At 63.1% G+C, this 512-nt stretch carries 1 protein-coding gene; it reads left to right on the forward strand.

Going from position 1 to position 512, the window contains the following annotated elements:
* Positions 1-206 precede the first annotated feature (206 nt).
* Positions 207-512: MAPEG family protein (locus tag J0A65_RS25540; RefSeq protein WP_206597018.1), on the forward strand; the 306-nt coding region annotated here is incomplete at its 3' end.

Consider the following 512-nt stretch of genomic DNA (forward strand, 5'->3'; position numbering starts at 1 on the left):
GTCAACCTCGGCGAGGATGGTCTGCCCGCGCCGCACGGCAAGACCGAAATCACCTACGCCCGGGACCGTTTCCAGGACTGATTCGCGCTGGCGTGGACGGCCGCAGAATTGGCCGACCTGCCGGCATCACAGGCTGTCGCAGTCATGGACGCGGCAGGTGCATTCGCTCAGGCTGGTTTTTCCTCTATCAGCAGTGAAACCACGCCATGACTCTTGCCTACTGGTGCGTACTGATCGCCATCTTCATGCCTTATCTGGGCACCGCTACCGCCAAGTTCCTCGGTCCTGGATATGGGCCGCGCGCCAACCAGGATCCGCGTGCTTTCCTTGGGACCCTGGAGGGCTGGCGCAAGCGTGCCAACAGCGCCCAGCTCAACGGTTTCGAAGTTACGCCGGCGTTCGCGGCGGCGGTGATCATTGCCCATCAGGCGGGGGGCGCCGAGCAGGCACTGCTCGACCAGCTGGCGGTGGCGTTCATTGTCAGTCGCGCGCTGTATTTCATCTGCTATCTG

It is taken from the genome of Bowmanella yangjiangensis (genome assembly GCF_017255015.1).
GTDB lineage: Bacteria > Pseudomonadota > Gammaproteobacteria > Enterobacterales > Alteromonadaceae > Bowmanella > Bowmanella yangjiangensis.